Below are 18418 nucleotides of genomic sequence, written 5' to 3' on the forward strand. Positions count from 1 at the left end.
TCTTCCGTGAACAGGATGACTTGCACCGCGGTATTGGCATGACCTCGCAGCGCACCCGCGAGCGCCTTATTCAGCGTCTTTACGAGGAGGGGTTGTCCAACGCCCATGTGCTGGAGGCTATTCGCCGCACACCGCGTCACCTGTTTGTAGACGAAGCCCTGGCGCATCGCGCGTATGAGGACACGGCGCTGCCGATTGGCAGCAATCAGACCATCTCGCAGCCGTATATGGTTGCACGTATGAGTGAGCTACTGCTGGCCGCAGGCCCCTTGGACAAGGTGCTGGAAATCGGCACGGGCTCAGGCTACCAGACGGCGATTCTGGCTCAGTTGGTCGAGCGGGTGTTCAGTGTCGAGCGTATCCAGAATCTGCAGGATAAGGCCAAGGAACGTCTGCTTCAGTTAAACCTACGCAACGTGGTGTTTCGCTGGGGTGACGGCTGGGAAGGTTGGAATGCCTTAGGGCCCTACAACGGCATCATCGTCACGGCGGCGGCGGCCAATGTGCCGCAAGCCTTGCTCGATCAGCTGGCTCCGGGCGGACGCTTGGTCATTCCAGTTGGTGCAGGTGATGAGCAGGAACTCATGCTGATCATCCGTGAAGAAGACGGTTTCTCGCGGCACGTACTCGATGCTGTGCGTTTTGTGCCTTTGCTTAACGGGCCCCTGGCCTGACTTAGATTGTTCGCGGATGGACCCATGAAGAAGTATTTCCTGCTTTACGCCAAAGGCATTGCCATGGGCGCGGCCGACGTAGTGCCCGGTGTTTCAGGCGGCACCGTAGCTTTTATTACCGGTATCTATGACGAGTTGCTGCGTTCGATTTCGAGCATGCCGGTGGCGCTCGGCCTGTTCCTGCGCGGGCGCATTGCCGAGGCTTGGAAGGCCGCCAATGCGACTTTTCTGTTGGTATTGCTGCTGGGCGTCATGACAAGCGTCCTCAGTCTTGCGCGGTTGATTACCTATCTGTTGGCCGAGCAGCCGATCCCCGTTTGGTCGTTTTTCTTTGGCTTGATTCTGGTTTCCACTCACCTGGTCGTGCGCGAGATTCAGCACTGGAACTGGACGCGGATTGTCAGTCTGGCGTTGGGGGCGGCATTCGCCTACTGGATTACCGTGGCGGCGCCGCTGCAGTTGGGGCATGACCCGCTGAGCCTGTTCTTTGCCGGCGCTATCGCTATTTGCGCAATGATTCTGCCTGGCGTTTCCGGCAGTTTTATTCTGGTTCTGCTGGGCTTGTACAGCTTCGTGCTGACGGCGGTGAAAGGGCTGGATGTCACCGTATTACTGATTTTTGCCAGTGGCTGCCTGGTCGGTATTGTCAGCTTTGCCGGGATTCTGCGCTGGCTGCTGACGCGCTGGCGCGACCTGACCCTGGCTTTTCTCACCGGGCTGATGGTCGGTTCACTGAACAAAATCTGGCCCTGGAAGGAAACCCTGACGTGGCGCACCGACAGCCATGGCGAGCAGGTGCCGCTGCTGCAAACGAACCTCTGGCCTGAGCGCTTCGCTGAAATTAGCGGGCAGGACCCTCAGCTTCTTCTAGCCATTACCTTGGCTATTGCCGGCATCATGCTGGTGCTGGCGCTGGAGTGGTTGGCCGGGCGCAGCCCGCAAAGCGCTGGCGATAACCCATAATTGCGGCACAATGCTCGCCTGTTAAATGCAGTCAGTTTTACCCGAGGGAGATGCAGGTGAGTTTCACAGCCATTCAATTGCCGATTCGCGCCAGCAGTGCTCGTCACCTGTTGAGTGGCCTTGTCCTGGGCGTGCTTTTGAGTGCCTGTGCGAGTCCGCCACCCGGTGGCGTCAAAGTGGTTGACCGTACAGCCAGTCAGGCTCCGCAGCGTCAGCCGGTTCGCAGTGGTCAATACCAGGTGAAGCGCGGCGATACGCTGTATTCCATTGCCTTCCGTTTTGGCTGGGACTGGAGGGCGCTGGCCGCGCGTAATGCTATTGCGCAGCCGTATTTGATTCGAGTTGGCCAGATTATTCGCTTTGACGGGCAGCCTGCCAGTCGCCCGCCAGTGGTGGCCAGTACGCCCGTGGTTGTGGCGCCGGCCCGCCGGCCGAGCACGCCGATTAGCAGCAACCCTGCGCCAATCCAGGCGCCAGCCCCGGTCAAGACTGCGCCAAGCATCAGTGCGTTACCGCCTACGCAGCGCTCTGCATCGGGTTGGTTGTGGCCATCGAATGGTGCGGTTATCGGACGTTTTTCCTCAAACGGCAGTTTGAATAAAGGCATTGATATAGGTGGTGAATTAGGCCAGCCTGTTTTGGCCGCGTCTGATGGTTCAGTGGTCTACGCCGGGAGTGGTTTACGGGGCTACGGCGAGTTGATAATCATCAAACATAGCGATACCTATGTAAGCGCCTACGGTCATAACCGCAGGCTGTTGGTGCAGGAGGGGCAACAGGTCAAGGCCGGGCAGAAAATTGCCGAAATGGGTTCCACAGGAACCGACCGGGTCAAACTTCACTTTGAAGTGCGCCGCCAAGGTAAACCTGTAGATCCGCTGCAATATCTGCCTAAACGTTGACCTTGCGCTAGCCTGTCCCCACTCGTAGGAGGACGGGCCCGGTGCAACCAGGGAGTTGGTGCGCTAGGGCTTGCTGTCGAACTCAGCAAGGAATAACAAAAATGGCTCTCAATAAAAAAGAAGCGCCGGAGTTTGATGTTGATGATGAAGTGCTCCTTATGGAGCCGGCTATTGTCCTTGACGACGACTCAAACGAGGCGCTAGCGCCACTTTCCCGCAGCACCGCTAAGGCGTCCACCGCCAGCAGCAAACAGCACAAATATATTGATTACACCCGCGCGCTCGACGCCACTCAGCTGTACCTCAACGAAATTGGCTTCTCGCCTCTGCTGACGCCCGAAGAAGAAGTGTTCTTTGCGCGCTTGGCGCAGAAGGACGACCCCGCGGGTCGCAAGCGCATGATCGAAAGTAACCTGCGCCTGGTGGTGAAGATTGCTCGCCGTTACGTTAACCGTGGCCTGTCCCTGTTGGACCTTATTGAAGAGGGCAACCTCGGTCTGATCCGCGCGGTAGAGAAATTCGATCCAGAGCGCGGTTTCCGTTTTTCGACCTATGCCACCTGGTGGATCCGCCAGACCATCGAGCGGGCGATCATGAATCAAACCCGTACTATTCGGTTACCCATTCATGTGGTTAAAGAGCTCAACGTATACCTGCGAGCTGCGCGTGAACTGACCCAAAAACTCGATCACGAGCCTTCTGCAGAAGAAATTGCCAGCCTACTGGAGAAGCCGGTGGGTGAAGTCAAACGCATGCTCGGCTTGAACGAGCGTGTGTCCTCGGTGGATGTGTCGCTGGGCCAGGATTCGGACAAAACCCTACTCGATACCCTAACGGATGATCGTCCGACCGACCCTTGCGAGTTATTGCAAGTTGAAGACCTGTCACAGAGCATCGATCAATGGCTCTCGGATCTGACCGATAAGCAGCGTGAAGTGGTGATTCGCCGCTTCGGTCTGCGTGGTCATGAAAGCTGTACGCTGGAGGAGGTGGGGCAGGAGATCGGCTTGACCCGCGAGCGCGTTCGGCAGATTCAGGTCGAAGCCCTTAAGCGCTTGCGCGAGATCTTGGAAAAGAACGGCCTGTCGAGTGACTCATTGTTCCAGTGAGCGTGATGACGAACATCCAACCCGGCTTCTGCCGGGTTTTTTATGAGCCGCTATCCTGGGCAGTCATCAAGTTACGGTGTATTTGCGCCGTACTGGATGGTGTTCTTGATCACTTATACGAGAGCATCTGTAAGCCATTGCTTACAGGTTGCGTAAGCGTTTGGTGCGTGGCTTGGTCGGTCAGATGCCTGTTAAAAATATAACTATATGATTTATATAAATTATATATTTTTATTTGGCAGGTTCAGGTGATGCCGGCTACATTTCAGGCGCTTGTTAGCTCGGTAAAGATCGCTAGTATTACACCTGTGCAGACGGATAAGCACAGGTTGTCAGGATGGCAATCAGGACATCGCAAGGCGCGATTCATCAGGATGATGGGCTGGGAAATACAGGGACTAGGGACAAAAGAGTGGGCGGTTAATACCGCCCCTTTTTTTGCCTGTAGAAAAGTAAAAACCCGCGCAAGGCGGGTTTTTGTGCAATCGAGGAGCCTGTACTAGCGCTCTAGGTATTGCAGCTTGTCCTTCACGCCATCCCACTCTTCGGCGTCCGGCAGGGACTCTTTCTTCTCGGTGATATTCGGCCAGATTTCCGCCAGATCGGCGTTCAGCTCGATGTACTCCTGCTGATCTTCCGGCACTTCATCTTCAGAGAAAATCGCTTGTGCGGGGCACTCAGGCTCACACAGTGCGCAGTCGATGCACTCATCCGGGTGAATCACCAGGAAGTTCGGGCCTTCGTAGAAGCAGTCCACCGGGCAGACTTCTACGCAGTCGGTGTATTTGCATTTGACGCAGTTGTCGGTAACGACGAAGGTCATGTCTGATTCTCTCCTCGGGCGCCAGCCTGCCCCGTTCTATGCGGGCTTTAGCGGCTAGGGGGTGGTGGCCACGGCTCAGGCTTTAAGTCGGGCAGTCGTAAAAATGCGCGCGATTCTAACAGTTCGCGCGCAATAGCGTTAGAAGCGTGTCTTCCATGTATATAACAGTTCCAGCGCTTTGCGCGGAGTCAGATCATCGGGATTGATCTTGCGCAATTCTTCCTGCAGTGGATGCGGCAGGCTGGCGAACATATCACTCTGCAACGGTGCCGCAGTCTGACCTGGCTGTGTGGCGGGTAACTCATGCGGCAGACTAGTGGTTTCCAAGCGTGCCAGATGCTCGCGGGCGCGCAGGATGACCTCATTCGGTACGCCCGCCAGTTGTGCCACGGCCAAGCCGTAGCTCTGACTGGCTGGGCCAGGCAGTACATGGTGGAGGAATACGATGCGCTCATTATGCTCGGTGGCGTTGAGGTGCACGTTAGCCACGATGGGCTGGCTTTCCGGCAGCACGGTTAGTTCAAAGTAATGGGTGGCAAACAGGGTGTAAGCGCGCAGCTTGGCCAGCTGTTCAGCTGCCGCCCAGGCCAGTGATAGGCCGTCGAAGGTGCTGGTGCCGCGGCCGACTTCGTCCATCAATACCAGGCTGCGCTCTGTAGCGTTATGCAGAATATTGGCGGTTTCGCTCATTTCCACCATAAAAGTCGAGCGGCCACCGGCCAGGTCATCGCTCGAACCGATACGGGTAAAGATACGGTCAACCAGCGATAGCTCGCAGCTTTTTGCCGGGACGAAGCTGCCGATGTGCGCAAGCAAAACGATCAGTGCGGTCTGGCGCATGTAGGTGGATTTACCACCCATGTTCGGTCCGGTGATGATCAGCATGCGCGTGTCATCGTCCAGGCTCAGGTCGTTGGCCACAAACGGCGTGGTCAATACTTGCTCAACCACCGGGTGACGACCTTGATCGATGCGCATGCACGGCTCATCGACAAAGCGCGGGCGGTTCAGATCCAGATTCAGCGCGCGCTCAGCCAGGTTGCTCAGTACGTCCAGTTCGGCCAGAGCGGCAGCACTGTCCTGTAGCGGGCCGAGGTGGCTGATCAGGCGCTCCAGCAACTCGTCGTAGAGTAATTTCTCGCGAGCCAGGGCGCGGCTCTTGGCCGATAGCGCTTTGTCCTCGAACTCTTTGAGTTCGGGGGTGATAAAGCGCTCAGCGCCTTTCAGGGTCTGGCGGCGGATATAGTCTGCCGGAGCAGATTCAGCCTGTTTGCTCGGTAGCTCGATAAAATAGCCGTGTACACGGTTGTAGCCGACCTTGAGGTTGGCCAACCCGGTGCGGGCTTTTTCGCGGGTTTCCAGGTCCATCAGGTACTGGCCGGCGTTTTCGCTGAGCGACTGCAATTCGTCCAGTTCGGCGTCGTAGCCGGTTTTCAGCACGCCGCCATCGCGAATCACCGCCGGCGGATTGTCGATAATCGCTTTTGCTAGCAGCTCGGCCAGTTCCGGGTAGGTGCTGACGCTCGTCGCCAGACTGGTCAAATGAGGCGCTTCTAGATTGGCCATGGCCATTTGCAGGGTCGGTAACGCGGCCAGGGCATCACGCAGGCGCGCCAGGTCACGTGGACGGGCGTTGCGTAGGCCGATTCGCGCCAGAATACGCTCTAGATCACCGATTTCTTTGAGCTGCGGCTGCAGGGTTTCGAAGCGATAGCGCTCCAGCAAGCAGGCGATCGACTCCTGCCGCGCTTCGAGAATGGATTGGTCGCGCAGCGGGCGGTTTAGCCAGCGGCTCAGCAGGCGGCTGCCCATGGCGGTCTGGCAGCGGTCAACGACCGACTGCAGGGTGTTTTCACGCCCGCCGGCCAAGTTGATATCTAGCTCAAGATTGCGCCGGCTTGCGCCGTCGAGAATCACTGTATCGTCCAGGCGCTCATGACGCAGGCTGCGCAGGTGCGGCAGGGCAGTGCGTTGAGTTTCCTTGGCGTACGCCAGCAGACAGCCCGCTGCGCCGATGGCCAGCGTCAGGTTTTCACAACCAAAGCCCTTGAGGTCCTGGGTGGCGAATTGTTGGCAGAGGCTTTTGTGCGCGGTGTCGCGTTCGAAATCCCACGGCGCACGGCGTTTTGCGCCCCGGCGCTTTTCGGCGGGCAGGTTTTGTGGCCAATCATCGGGGATCAGCAGCTCAACCGGATTGAGGCGCTCAAGTTCGGCCAGCAGGTTCTCCCAGCCTTTGATCTCCAGCACGCTAAAGCGGCCACTGGTGATGTCCAGCACGGCCAAACCGAACAGACGCTCATCGCCCAGTACGGCGGCCAGCAGGTTATCGCGCCGCTCATCGAGCAGTGCCTCATCACTGATGGTGCCGGGGGTGATAATGCGCACCACCTGGCGTTCTACCGGCCCCTTGCTGGTGGCCGGGTCGCCTACCTGCTCGCAGATCACCACGGACTCGCCAAGTTTGACTAGCTTGGCCAGGTAGCCCTCCAGTGAGTGGAAGGGAATCCCGCACATGGGGATGGCCTGCCCCGCGGATTGGCCGCGGGCCGTCAGGGTAATATCCAGCAGTTTGGCGGCCTTTTTTGCGTCCTCGTAGAAAATCTCGTAGAAGTCGCCCATGCGGTAGAACATCAGTTGATCTGGGTGCTGATTTTTCAGTCTCCAGTACTGTTGCATCATGGGCGTGTGAGAACTGAGGTCGCTTTGGCTCATCGTTTTAACTGTCCGGCTGAATCGCAAAAGCGCCTAGTGTACGGTATCGGCCTGGCTGGCTTTAACCCCGGAGTGCAGATGACTGTGAATGAGCAAACCCTGACCCGCCTGGCGACCGAGTTGGGCGAGCAACTGCTGGCTGCTAAGGCTCAGGTTACGACGGCGGAGTCTTGCACCGGCGGCGGCATTGCTGAAGCCATTACCCGGGTTCCGGGCAGTTCGGCCTGGTTTGAGGCTGGCTTCGTAACCTATTCGAATAAGCAGAAGAGCCGACAGCTCGAGGTGCCTGAAAGTCTGTTCACCACCGTTGGCGCGGTGAGTCAGGAGGTTGTCGAAGCCATGGTGCGCGGGGCTCAGGCCAATAGCGGGGCGCGTTTTGCCGTGGCGGTCAGCGGTGTAGCCGGACCCGATGGCGGCACGCCGCAGAAGCCGGTTGGGACTGTATGGTTGGCTTGGGGCGATGGCGAGCAGCTCTTCAGCGTGCGCCGGCAGTTTTCCGGTGACCGTGGTGAAGTTCGCCGACAAACGGTTGAGGCCGCTCTGGCTGGGCTGTTGCGCCTGTTGGCGCAAGAAAATCCAAGCCCGGGGTAGGCGGGCGACTTGCCCTGTGGAATAATACTGTCTACTTATACAGTTGTTGGTGGCCGCTAGCTGGCCCTTCTTGATTACGTGAGGACTTAAATGGACGAGAATAAGAAGCGCGCCTTGGCGGCTGCCCTAGGCCAGATTGAAAAACAATTCGGTAAAGGCGCAGTGATGCGTATGGGCGATCACGATCGCCAGGCCATTCCGGCCATCTCCACTGGCTCGCTGGGTCTGGATATCGCGCTGGGCATTGGCGGTCTGCCGAAAGGCCGTATTGTCGAAATCTACGGCCCTGAGTCCTCGGGTAAAACGACGCTGACCCTGTCGGTTATCGCTGAAGCGCAGAAACTCGGTGCCACCTGCGCCTTCGTTGATGCTGAGCATGCGCTCGATCCCGAATACGCCGGCAAGCTGGGTGTGAATGTTGACGACCTCTTGGTGTCGCAGCCGGATACCGGTGAGCAGGCCCTGGAAATCACCGACATGCTGGTGCGTTCCAACGCCATCGACGTAATCGTTATCGACTCCGTGGCAGCACTGGTACCGAAGGCCGAAATCGAAGGCGAGATGGGCGATATGCACGTCGGCCTGCAGGCTCGTCTGATGAGTCAGGCGCTGCGCAAGATCACCGGTAACATCAAGAATGCCAACTGCCTGGTGATCTTCATCAACCAGATCCGCATGAAGATCGGCGTGATGTTCGGTAGCCCGGAAACCACCACCGGTGGTAACGCGCTGAAGTTCTACGCCTCGGTTCGTCTGGACATCCGCCGTACTGGCGCGGTGAAAGAAGGCGACGAAGTGGTCGGCAGCGAAACGCGCGTCAAAGTGGTGAAGAACAAAGTCGCACCGCCTTTCCGTCAGGCGGAATTCCAGATTCTTTACGGTAAGGGTATCTACCGTAACGGCGAAATCATCGATCTGGGTGTGCTTCACGGTTTCCTCGAAAAATCCGGAGCCTGGTACAGCTATCAGGGCAGCAAGATTGGTCAGGGTAAGGCCAACTCGGCCAAGTACCTGGAAGACAACCCGGAAATTGCTCGCACCGTTGAAGGCTTGATCCGCGAGAAATTGCTGGTGGCAAGCCCTTCTGTTAAGGCCAACTCGACAGCCGGTGACTTGGCTGACGCTGACGCCTGATTGGTTTGTCCATGTCCACTGTTCTGGATAACCCCGTCGCAGTGCGACGGGCGGCCATGGATCTACTGGCGCGGCGCGAACATGGCCGCGTCGAGCTGACACGTAAGCTGCGCAGCCGTGGTGCAGCAGACGAATTGATTGACGCGGCCCTCGACCGTCTTGCGCAAGAGGGCTTGTTGTCTGAAGCGCGCTACCTCGAAGCGTTTGTCAGTTATAAGGCGCGTGCCGGCTATGGGCCGCTGCGTATCCGTGAAGAACTGACGCAGCGCGGCTTGAGCCGCGGCGATGTCGAGCAGGCCTTGCGTGACAGTGGTATCGACTGGCGTGAACACCTGCAGGAAACCTGGCAGCGCAAGTTTGCCGGTGAACTGCCGCGTGATGTGCGCGAGCGTGCCAAGCAGGGGCGTTTTCTCAGCTATCGAGGTTATCCGCCCGAGTTGATTGGGCGTTTGCTGCGAGGGGCTCTGGACGATTAAGCGGCAGCTAGTTTTTGCTCGGTCAGCCTGTATCAATCCTTACGTTTTCCCATTACCTACTTCTACACGCCGATGATGCAGCAGTACTGGAGGCAAATGCTTTCTGGACTGAAACCCGTGTGGCTGATTTTTCCTGTTAGCCGGCTGAGCCGCGATTACCGATAGCCTGCACGCAGGCTATCGGCTGGGCGACAGATCAGGCGTTTTCCGCCCAGTTGTGTGGCTGATTGATCAGGTCGAGCAATTCGCGCAGGCGCCCATGATTGCGGCCGTTGAAGGCAAAGGCCAGGCGCGTCATGTGGCAAAGCTCGGGTTCGTCCTGCTCCGATTCACAGTACGCCTGCTGTTGGAAATCACCCTCCGTACACAGGTCGTGAAACGCTTTATTGAGCTGCTGCATGGCGGCTTCACTCAGCGCATGGTTAAGGCGGATAACAAAGCGTTCCTCGAGCCAGCGGCTCGAGTGGAAGTTGCTGTAAAACTGAGCGATTTCTTCGGCCGCCTCTTCGGCGCTGTGCGCCAGGCGCACGAGATGCATATCACTGGGCATGATGTAGCCGTTGTCCTGCAGTTGTTCACGGATAAACGTCAGGGCGCTGGTCCAGAAGGTGCCGCCAGGCTGGTCGAGTAACACCACGGGTACCAGCGGGCTTTTACCTGTCTGGATCAGGGTCAACACTTCCAGCGCTTCGTCGAGCGTGCCGAAGCCGCCGGGGCAAAGCACCAGGCCATCGGCTTCCTTGACGAAGAACAGCTTGCGCAGAAAGAAGAAGTGGAAGGACAGCAGGTTGTTGCTGCCTTGCACGGTGGCGTTGGCGTTTTGCTCGAAGGGCAGGGTGATATTAAACCCCAGGCTGTTTTCCAGGCCTGCGCCCTCATGGGCGGCCGCCATGATGCCGCCACCTGCACCGGTGATGACCATCAGGTTGTGCTTGGCGAGCGTCGCGCCAAGGTCGCGGGCCAGGCTGTAAATCGGGTGATCGGTTGGTGTGCGTGCCGAGCCGAATACGGTCACCTTGCGCCGCCGTTTGAACTGCTCCAGCGCGCTGAAGGCCTGCTCCATTTCGCGCAGGGTTTGTTGCATGATCTTGGCATCCCAGCGGTTGCGATCCGCTTGGGCCATGCGCACAACCGTGCTGAGCATGGCCTGGTAGAGCTTGATGTTGGGGCTGTTGGGGGGCGCGGCCAAGCTCGCCAGCTCTTGCACTTTACTGTTCAGGTCGACGCCGCTGATCTGAAAATGCCGGGACAGGTAATCGTCCGATTCATCGGGCATACAACTTCTCCTTTTGGTTGCCGGCTGAGGCTCGCGTTACCGCTTCAGCCATGCCCCGAGTATGCCTGGCAGCTAACGGTTTGTGCGCCGAACACCGCGTGGGTTGTCAGGGGCTGCTCGCATCAGAGGGCGATTTGTTCGCCAGGCTCTGGAATATTCGCGATCCAGTTCAGACGCTCACGCAAGGCTAGCTGCAACGCCTGCGTCTTCTCAAGCTCACCGTGCACCAGATACAGCTCCGGGTGGTGCTCAAAATGACTGACCCAATCAATGAGTTGCGATTGCCCCGCATGCGCCGAGAAGCCGCCAAGGGTGTGCACCTTGGCTTTTACTGCGATGCGCTGATGGAGGACTTTGACGCTCTGTGCACCATCGACAATGCTGCGCCCGAGGGTGCCCTTGGCCTGGAAACCTGGAAAAATAAGGTGGCAGTCTTCGCGCCAGAGGTTGTGCTTGAAGTGGTGGGCGATACGCCCGCCGGTGCACATACCGCTGCCTGCGATGATGATCGCGCCGCTTTTAATCCGGTTGATTGCCATTGAGTCTTCCGGGGTTGGCGTGCAATGCAGGATGGGCAGCCAGTCTTCAATGCGCTTAACCTTTTTGGCCGCCAGCGCCGCGCGGTCTTCGGCGGCGAACTGGTCCTGGAAGCGTGAGTAGATGGCATTCGCCCTTATGGCCATGGGGCTGTCGAGAAATACCGCCTGCTGCGGCAGGCGCCCCTCTTGATAAAAGCGCCCCAGGTAATAGATCAGGTCTTGGGTGCGGCCAACGGCGAAGGAGGGGATCAGCACGTTGCCGCCATCGCGATGGGCTTGCTGGAGGATTTCCGCCAGCTCGTCCAGGGTGTCTTCGCTGCAGCGGTGATCGCGATCGCCGTAGGTTGATTCCAGCAGCACCACATCAGCTTGGGTCAGCGTGCTGGGGTCTTGCATCAACGGCGAGCAGGTGTTGCCCAAGTCGCCAGAGAACACCAGGCGGCGAGTCAGGTGATGGTCTTGCACTTCTATTTCGACAATCGCCGAGCCGAGAATATGCCCGGCATCGTGGAAGGTCACATTGACCCCCTTGGCCACTTCGCGGTTTTCGCCGCAGATCATCGGGCGGCGCTGGCTCAGGACTTGCTCAGCGTCAGCGGTGGTGTACAGCGGGTGGATCGGAGGTTTGCCCATGCGCGCCCGCCACTTGTTTTCCCACTCAGCGTCTTTCTCCTGGATAAACGCGGCGTCGAGCAGCATCAATTCCATCAGCTCGCAGGTCGCATCCGTCGCGAAGATCGGTCCGCGGTAACCTTCTGCCGCCAGCTTGGGCAGTAAGCCGGTATGGTCAATGTGCGCGTGGGAAATTACCACGGCGTCTAGCGTGTGCGGGTCAAAGGCAAACGGCGCGCGGTTGCCGTCTTCCTCTTCGCGGCGTCCCTGGCGCATGCCGCAATCGAGCAAAACCCGTGCACCGTCACGGCTTTCAATCAGGTAGCAGGAACCGGTGACTTGTTGAATCGCGCCGAGGAAGTTGAGCAGGGCCATGGCTAATCCTTGAAGGAGTTGAATGGGTCGTGCTTAAAGCTGTCCTAATAAGCGGACGAGGGTGTTGATACAGGTCAGCATCTGCCTAAATCCCTTGCGCTAGGGTCTGTTGCCGTTTCATCGCGAAACACGTTGCAGCTCCAGCCCGACCGCGACTGTCACGGAAAAAAGCCTGAACGTTGTCAAACCATTGGAGCCCTCTATGACCCAGCTATTCCCCAGCGCCAGCGAGTTGGCCGAGCATGCCCGCCTTGAGCCGGACTTTGCCGCTTGGCAGCGCGGTTATGGCCCGTTACAGCATAGTCCGCAGACGTGTGCGGCGGTGTACCGCATGGCCCACCAATTGGTGCAGGCGGGGCTGCAGGTGGACCTGGCGAGTGTCTACCGACACTTTCACGCGCTGGATCGGCTGAGCGCGGCGGGGATGTGGTTGGTGGTGCATATGACCTATGCCCAGCGCGTACGCCTCGACGGTGTGGCGCTTGTTGCAGAGGACTTCAAGGCCTCACCCGAGGGCCATACCGGGGGAGCGCTGAATATGGTGCCGGCCTATGCCGGCTACCTGGCGCTGAATAATCTCACCGGGGAAACCCGCGGCTGGTTGATGGGGCAGGGCCATTGTGTCGCGGCCATTGAGGCGCTCAATCTGCTGACGGCTAATCAGCATCCAGAACAGGCCGAACGTTACCCCTGTGATGAGGCCGGCATGAGCCAGCTGGTAGCGGATTTCTACAGTTATGCGCAGAACGCCGCCGGTCAGGTCAGCGCGCCGCTGGGCAGTCACGTTAATCCGCACACGGCGGGTGGTATCGCCGAGGGCGGCTATCTGGGCTTTGCCGAGCTGCAATATGCTCATCTGCCATTGCCGGGCGAGACGCTGGTGGCGTTTCTCTCCGATGGCGCGGCCGAGGAGCAGCGCGGCAGTGATTGGATGCCACGTTGGTGGCGTGCTGAAGATTGTGGCTTAGCGCTGCCAGTGATGATCGCCAATGGCCGGCGTATTGAACAACGCACTGAGCTGGCGACACCTGCCGGGCTGGATAATTTCCGCGAGCACCTGCGTCATTGCAGCTTTGACCCCGTGAGCTTCGATGGGCGCGACCCGGCGGCTTTTGTGTGCGCTCTGTGGGAAATGGAGCAGCGCACGAGCCACCGGGTGCAGGAACTGCGTGACGGTGTGCTGAATTACCCGCTGCCGATGCCCTATGGCATTGCTGAAACGCTGAAAGGCTTCGGCTTCTATGGGGCCGGCAGCAATGCCGCGCATAACCTGCCGTTACCCGCCAGCCCGCATAGCGATGAGGCCGCGCGTGCGCTATTCAATCAACATGCCGCGCCGCTGTGGGTCGCCCTAGATGAGCTGCGTGCCGCCTGCGCGATTTTTGCGGCGCGAGGCACGCGGGCGCTGGAGCGGGACAACCCCTTGGCGCAGCGCCAGCCGTCATTGGCGCAGCTGCCTGCGCTGCAGTATCAGCAGCGCGCCTGCTCGCCGATGCTGGCCCTGGACCGATTCTTTGTCGATCTGGTGCGTGCTAACCCGCAGCTGCGCCCACGGGTCGGCAACCCGGATGAGCTGGCCAGCAACCGTCTTGGTGGTGTGCTCGAGGCGCTCAAGCATCGTGTTATCGCGCCGGAAAGCCCGCTGGAAGCGCTCGATGGCGCGATCATCACTGCGCTCAACGAAGAGGCGGTGGTATCTGCCTGCCTGGCCAATCAGGGTGGCCTGAACCTGGTGGCGAGCTATGAGGCCTTCTGCGTGAAGATGCTCGGCGCGGTGCGTCAGCGCATCATCTTTGCTCGGCAGCAGAAAGAAGCTGGGCGTCCGGCCGGTTGGCTGGGCTGGCCGCTGGTGGCCACCTCACACACCTGGGAGAACGGTAAGAATCAGCAGTCGCATCAGGACACCACCTTCTGCGAGGCCTTACTGGGTGAAATGAGCGACATGGTCCGGGTGGTGTTTCCGGCTGACCATAACTCGGTATTGGCGTTGTTGCCGGGCATCTATCAGGCACGGGGGCAGCTGGCATGCATGGTGATTGCTAAACGCGAGCGGCCTTATGTCTTCAGCCCTGAGCAAGCCGAACAGTTGGCGCAAGACGGCGCTCTACTCGTGGCCGAGAAACCCGGCGCGCAACCTGTGCTCTTGATCGCCACCGGCAGTTATCAGCTGGCGGAAATGCAGCGTGCGGCTGTTCGTCTCAGTGAGGCCGGTTGCGCCTGGCGTTTGGTTTATCTGCAGGAGCCCGGGCGTTTCCGTGAGCCGCGTGACCATTGGGAAGCGGCTGGGATGACCGCTGCCGAGCGGGTTGAGCAGTTATTCCCCGCCGCCTGTTCACGGCGCGTGCTGCTCACCCATATGCGCCCGGAAGTGGCGCGCGGGCATCTCTGGCCGCTGCTGGGTGAGGGTCGTCAGAGTCGCGTGTTGGGCTACCGCAATCGCGGCGGCACGTTGGATGAGCCAGGCATGTTGTTCGCCAATCAGGCCAGCTGGGGGCATGTGCTGGAGGTTGCTGCAGGGTTACTGGATAAACCACTGGGCGAGTTGCTCAATGCTGAGGAGCTCGCGGCGGTGCAGGGGCATGGTGACCCGCGCTGCCTGCTTTAGCCCTGGGGCGTGCGCGACGCTGGCGATTAAGCCGTGTCGCGCGAAGCCAGTGGTTGCGACTTAGAGGCCGCAGTCGGCTTTACTGAAGCGCTCGGTGGTCACCGGGCGGTTGCTTTTGTACTCGCTGAACTCATAACGCAGCACCGCACCGCGTGCCAGCAGCTGGCGATAACCGTTATTGCGGCACACGCTGTTGGCCAGTTGCGCGCGCACTACATCGGGGTTGCCGCGCATCTTGGCGGCATGTTCGCTGCGCACGCTGAGGTGGTTGACCAGCTCACTGCCGTCAACGGTATAGCCTTGATCGAGAATGTCTTCATTGATTGCCCGTGGTGTACCCACGCTGCTTTCGCGCGCGACTTGTTCCAAGGCTTTACTCAGTTCAAAGTCTTTAAGGGTGGCCGCCTGTGCAAACAGCGGCAGGCTCAAGGCCAGGGTCAGGCTGGTCAAACGCAGCATGGGATTCTCCAAAGTCGTCTCGACTCCTCTGACCGGCAGTCGCCGGTAGAGGTTCAGTGGCGCCTATCTTACTCGTCCGCAGGCTCTTGCGCTGTTGCCGGCGCTGGCGGCGAAAGATGTATGGTTGAATACGCCGTGGCGGGCTTTGTTAGACTGCCGCGCTTGTCGACCCAGGATCACCCATGCCGTCCTTTTTCTTCTGTCAGGTGAATGCCTGATGAGCCACGCTGTCGCGCGTTTGCGGGCTGCGCGGATTGCCCGCAGTGCCAAACCTTTTCTCGCCCGTGGCAGCCGCTCGGTGCGCTGTGATAATTGCCGCTTGGCGGTGACCCATTGTCTGTGCGCCTGGCGGCCACGTATCGCAGCCCGCTCTGCGGTGTGCTTGTTGATGCATGATGTCGAAGCGCTCAAGCCGAGCAATACCGGTTGGCTGATTGCCGATGTGTTGGCCGATACCTCGGCGTTTGGCTGGTCACGGGTGGAGGTCGATGCTGACCTGCCAGCATTGCTGCGCGACCCGCAGTGGCAGCCTTATCTGGTGTTTCCGGGTGAATATGTGGCCGCCGAGCGGGTGGTCAGCGAGGTGCGCCCGGAGAGCGGCAAGCGGCCGCTGTTTGTGCTGCTGGATGCCACCTGGAGCGAGGCGCGCAAGATGTTTCGCAAAAGCCCTTACCTCGATAGCCTGCCGGTGCTGAGCCTGCAGGCCGAGCAGCTGTCACGCTACAAGCTGCGCCGCTCCAAACGTGACGATCACTTCTGTACTGCGGAAGTCGCGGCCCTGTGCTTGGAACTGGCGGGTGACCAGCGCGCCGCTGATGGTTTGAATGCCTATCTGGATGTTTTCAGCCAGCACTACCTGGCCGCCAAGGCGCCGCGGGCGGTAACGCTGGATGATCCTCTGCACGATCGCCTGCGCGAGTTTCTCTAGTCGCCCGGCGTCATCAAGCGGTCTTGCCGAGCCCGGATAACCACAGGCTCGGCAGCGCAGGGTTTAAGCGGCCTGATGTGGGGCCAGTTTTCTTGGCCACAGCTGCGCCAATAGCATGCCGGCGAACATCAATGCACAGCCGAAGTAGCCGCGCAGCTCCAGTGATTCGCCTAGCAGCCAGGCCCCGGCGATGGCGGCGAATACCGCCTCCAGCGAGAGAATAATGGCGGCGTGGGAGGCGATGGCGTCTTTCTGCGCCACCACTTGCAGGGTAAAGCCGACGGCCACGCCAATCACTCCGCCATAGAGAAGTGCAGGGCCTGCTGCGATGATCGCGTGCAGCTGAATTTCTTCAAAGATCAGCGCCAGCACCAGGCTGATTACTGCGCACGTGATGAACTGCACCAAGGCCAGGCGCAGTGGATCATGACGGCCGGCAAAGAACCCCACCAGCAGCACATGCACGCCCCAAACGAAGGCGCCGGCCAGTTGCAGCCAATCGCCGGAGGCCACATGAAAACCCTCACCGACGCTCAGCAAGAACATCCCGACTACCGCCAGGCAAGCTCCCAGCCAGATACCCAGGCCGGTCTTGTGGCCGATAAACAGTCCGAGTAGCGGCACGACAATCACGTACAGCCCGGTGATAAAGCCGGAGTTAGTCACGCTGGTGAACAGCAGGCCAACCTGCTGCAGGTTGATCCCCAGCGCCAGGGCCAGGCCCATGAGTACGCCGCCGCGCAGCAGCTGACGGTTTAACGGTACGACCGCAGCAGTGCTGCGGGTACGGCTCTCCAGCAGGCGCAGCACGGGCAGCAGAATCACCGCGGCCAGCGCAAAGCGCAGGCCGGTATAAAGGAACGGTCCGATCGAATCCATGCCCAAGCGCTGGGCGACAAAGGATGAGCCCCAAATCATGGCGGTCACTAGCATCAACAGGTCAGCGCGCAGGGCGTGGCTTCGCATTTCAGGCTCTCGTCGGCAAAGTTGCGAACTGTGCCGCAAAGCATCGTGCTTGACCACCCCGTCAGCGCTCGGCATGCTGGTGCGCTTTTCTGCGATATCAGGTTTGCTTGCGCGGCAACCCTGCGCCCTGCACGTACTGTTCCGAGCCTTGGACATTACCCCTGGCGGGTATCCACATAACAAAAACAGGATTCACCATGGCCGCATTTGAAATCCTTATTGCCGATGATCACCCTTTGTTCCGCAGCGCCTTGCAGCAGGCCCTGACGCTGGGGCTGGGCCCGGATGTAAAGCTGGTTGAAGCGGCCAGCATTGCCGAGCTTGAGGCCTGCCTGGCAGAGAAAACCGATTGGGATCTGGTCCTGCTAGATCTCAATATGCCGGGTGCCTACGGGTTTTCGGGTTTGGTCTTGCTGCGTGGGCAATACCCGCATATCCCGGTGGTGATGATTTCTGCCCAGGAAGAGCCGACCATCGTTGCGCGTTCGCGGGAGTTTGGGGCCAGCGGCTTTATTCCCAAGTCCAGCCCGCTGGAAACCATTCAGCAAGCTGTGCGCCTGGTACTCGACGGTGAAGTGTGGTGGCCGCAGCAGAGCCCGGAAGCGATTGCCTTGTCGGCCGAGGCGAAGGCCGCCAGTGCCGGTTTGGCCAGCCTCACGCCACAGCAGTTCCGCGTGCTGACCATGGTGTGCGACGGTTTGCTGAACAAGCAGATCGCTTATGAGCTGAGCGTGTCTGAAGCCACGGTGAAAGCCCATGTCACGGCGATTTTCCGCAAGCTGGGTGTGCGAACTCGCACGCAGGCGGCGTTGCTGTTGCAGCAGTTGGAATCGATACCCTCTAACTGAAGTGCTTTTATCCACGGCTTGGCGTAGCCTGCCGGGCTTCTCTGCACATGGTCGTGATGATGTCGCCATTCAAAGGCCAAACGGGCCTTAAACGTATTCTTAATGCCACCGGTTATTCGTTGGCTGGCCTGCGTGCTGCATTCACTGGCGAAGCCGCATTCCGCCAGCTGCTGTTGATCAACCTAGCGCTGGTGCCTGTGGCGTTTTTACTGGATGTCAGCCGCGTCGAGCGCGCGTTAATGGTTGCTGTGTGCCTGCTGGCGCTGATCGTTGAGTTGCTCAACTCGGCGGTAGAAGCGGCGATTGATCGCATCTCGCTGGAACTGCACCCGCTGTCGAAGAACGCCAAGGACATGGGCAGCGCCGCCCAGTTTATTGCCCTCAGCCTGATTGCCCTGGTGTGGGCGATTATCCTGCTCGGTTAAT

Annotated in this window: 17 protein-coding genes; 11 read left to right on the forward strand and 6 right to left on the reverse strand. The window is 59.4% G+C overall.

Annotated features, from left to right (window positions below):
* The first annotated feature begins 38 nt into the window (after positions 1 to 38).
* From SOP97_RS05515 to rpoS, 4 genes are all read left to right on the forward strand, one after another.
* On the forward strand, positions 39 to 674 hold the full coding sequence (locus SOP97_RS05515) for a protein-L-isoaspartate(D-aspartate) O-methyltransferase (protein ID WP_274086992.1): 636 nt from the start codon (positions 39 to 41) through the stop codon (positions 672 to 674).
* Between the two features lie 24 nt (positions 675 to 698).
* On the forward strand, positions 699 to 1637 hold the full coding sequence (locus SOP97_RS05520; RefSeq protein ID WP_322948517.1) for a polyprenyl-phosphate transporter: 939 nt from the start codon (positions 699 to 701) through the stop codon (positions 1635 to 1637).
* Positions 1638 to 1687: 50 nt separating this feature from the next.
* Positions 1688 to 2539 carry a peptidoglycan DD-metalloendopeptidase family protein gene (locus tag SOP97_RS05525; protein ID WP_322948518.1) on the forward strand — a complete coding sequence of 284 codons (852 nt, stop codon included), beginning with the start codon at positions 1688 to 1690 and terminating at the stop codon, positions 2537 to 2539.
* 101 nt (positions 2540 to 2640) lie between these two features.
* Positions 2641 to 3648, forward strand: coding sequence for an RNA polymerase sigma factor RpoS (gene rpoS, locus SOP97_RS05530; RefSeq protein WP_322948519.1), 1008 nt, complete (start codon positions 2641 to 2643; stop codon positions 3646 to 3648).
* A gap of 499 nt (positions 3649 to 4147) precedes the next feature.
* On the opposite strand, the gene fdxA is transcribed toward rpoS, so the two are convergent.
* Positions 4148 to 4471 carry a ferredoxin FdxA gene (gene fdxA, locus SOP97_RS05535; RefSeq protein ID WP_274086771.1) on the reverse strand — a complete coding sequence of 108 codons (324 nt, stop codon included), beginning with the start codon at positions 4469 to 4471 and terminating at the stop codon, positions 4148 to 4150.
* Positions 4472 to 4609: 138 nt separating this feature from the next.
* A complete protein-coding gene (mutS, locus tag SOP97_RS05540; RefSeq protein ID WP_274086770.1) occupies positions 4610 to 7183 on the reverse strand; it encodes a DNA mismatch repair protein MutS in 2574 nt (857 codons plus the stop codon).
* A 78-nt stretch (positions 7184 to 7261) separates the two neighbouring features.
* Here mutS and SOP97_RS05545 point away from each other — a divergent pair, with 78 nt between their 5' ends.
* The 3 genes from SOP97_RS05545 to recX all read left to right on the forward strand — a co-directional run bounded on the left by SOP97_RS05545 (position 7262) and on the right by recX (position 9384).
* Positions 7262 to 7774, forward strand: a complete 513-nt coding sequence (locus SOP97_RS05545) for a CinA family protein (RefSeq protein ID WP_322948520.1) — start codon at positions 7262 to 7264, stop codon at positions 7772 to 7774.
* A gap of 90 nt (positions 7775 to 7864) precedes the next feature.
* Positions 7865 to 8908: a recombinase RecA gene (gene recA / locus SOP97_RS05550; protein WP_322948521.1), complete on the forward strand. Its 1044-nt coding sequence runs from the start codon at positions 7865 to 7867 to the stop codon at positions 8906 to 8908.
* Between the two features lie 11 nt (positions 8909 to 8919).
* Positions 8920 to 9384: a recombination regulator RecX gene (gene recX, locus SOP97_RS05555; RefSeq protein WP_322948522.1), complete on the forward strand. Its 465-nt coding sequence runs from the start codon at positions 8920 to 8922 to the stop codon at positions 9382 to 9384.
* 196 nt (positions 9385 to 9580) lie between these two features.
* Here recX and SOP97_RS05560 read toward each other — a convergent pair whose 3' ends face one another.
* Both SOP97_RS05560 and SOP97_RS05565 read right to left on the reverse strand, forming a co-directional pair.
* Positions 9581 to 10660: an LOG family protein gene (locus SOP97_RS05560; protein ID WP_322948523.1), complete on the reverse strand. Its 1080-nt coding sequence runs from the start codon at positions 10658 to 10660 to the stop codon at positions 9581 to 9583.
* Positions 10661 to 10782: 122 nt separating this feature from the next.
* Positions 10783 to 12186 carry an MBL fold metallo-hydrolase gene (locus SOP97_RS05565; RefSeq protein ID WP_322948524.1) on the reverse strand — a complete coding sequence of 468 codons (1404 nt, stop codon included), beginning with the start codon at positions 12184 to 12186 and terminating at the stop codon, positions 10783 to 10785.
* A 202-nt stretch (positions 12187 to 12388) separates the two neighbouring features.
* On the opposite strand from SOP97_RS05565, the gene SOP97_RS05570 reads away from it, so the two are divergent.
* Positions 12389 to 14791: a phosphoketolase family protein gene (locus tag SOP97_RS05570; RefSeq protein WP_322948525.1), complete on the forward strand. Its 2403-nt coding sequence runs from the start codon at positions 12389 to 12391 to the stop codon at positions 14789 to 14791.
* A 60-nt stretch (positions 14792 to 14851) separates the two neighbouring features.
* Here SOP97_RS05570 and SOP97_RS05575 read toward each other — a convergent pair whose 3' ends face one another.
* On the reverse strand, positions 14852 to 15250 hold the full coding sequence (locus tag SOP97_RS05575; RefSeq protein WP_274086762.1) for a quorum-sensing-regulated virulence factor family protein: 399 nt from the start codon (positions 15248 to 15250) through the stop codon (positions 14852 to 14854).
* 217 nt (positions 15251 to 15467) lie between these two features.
* On the opposite strand from SOP97_RS05575, the gene SOP97_RS05580 reads away from it, so the two are divergent.
* Complete coding sequence (locus SOP97_RS05580; protein ID WP_322948526.1) at positions 15468 to 16178, forward strand: tRNA-uridine aminocarboxypropyltransferase; 711 nt, start codon at positions 15468 to 15470, stop codon at positions 16176 to 16178.
* Between the two features lie 63 nt (positions 16179 to 16241).
* Here SOP97_RS05580 and SOP97_RS05585 read toward each other — a convergent pair whose 3' ends face one another.
* Positions 16242 to 17144 (reverse strand): DMT family transporter, encoded by a 903-nt coding sequence (locus tag SOP97_RS05585; protein ID WP_322948527.1) that lies wholly within the window; start codon positions 17142 to 17144, stop codon positions 16242 to 16244.
* A gap of 197 nt (positions 17145 to 17341) precedes the next feature.
* Here SOP97_RS05585 and erdR point away from each other — a divergent pair, with 197 nt between their 5' ends.
* Positions 17342 to 17992, forward strand: a complete 651-nt coding sequence (gene erdR, locus SOP97_RS05590) for a response regulator transcription factor ErdR (RefSeq protein ID WP_322948528.1) — start codon at positions 17342 to 17344, stop codon at positions 17990 to 17992.
* A gap of 53 nt (positions 17993 to 18045) precedes the next feature.
* Complete coding sequence (locus SOP97_RS05595) at positions 18046 to 18417, forward strand: diacylglycerol kinase (protein ID WP_322948620.1); 372 nt, start codon at positions 18046 to 18048, stop codon at positions 18415 to 18417.
* The last annotated feature ends 1 nt before the right edge of the window (position 18418 follow it).

The organism is Pseudomonas spirodelae (genome assembly GCF_034653255.1).
GTDB lineage: Bacteria > Pseudomonadota > Gammaproteobacteria > Pseudomonadales > Pseudomonadaceae > Aquipseudomonas > Aquipseudomonas spirodelae.